Genomic DNA, 281 nt, shown 5'->3' with positions numbered 1-281 from the left:
GTCGTACTGTGGAGTCAGTTGTCGGCGCCAAACAGGCGATTGTGCATTTGTATAATTCCATCGCACCAGCCTTCCGCCGTATCGTTTTTGGTATGTCGCGTGAAGAGATTAAAGCCATCGCCGTCAACGGCACCAAGCTCGTTAAAGAACTGGTCGCACAACATCCGGAGACCAAATGGGGTTTTGAATATTCGCCAGAATCCTTTAGCCTCACTGAACTCGATTTCTCAAAAAATGTGTGCGATGCCGTGTCGGAGGTCTGGCAACCAACACCGTATAAC

The 281-nt window shown here is 49.5% G+C and carries 1 pseudogene; it reads left to right on the top strand.

Annotation, left to right across the window (positions count from 1 at the left end):
• Nucleotides 1-281 (top strand): annotated as a pseudogene (locus tag QN347_RS19770) (2-isopropylmalate synthase); the annotation flags it as partial.

Source organism: Sphingomonas sp. 10B4 (assembly GCF_035019905.1).
Lineage (GTDB): Bacteria > Pseudomonadota > Alphaproteobacteria > Sphingomonadales > Sphingomonadaceae > Sphingomonas > Sphingomonas glacialis.
Note: the sequence above shows the minus strand (reverse complement) of the source record. Positions and strands in the feature narration are given on the sequence as shown.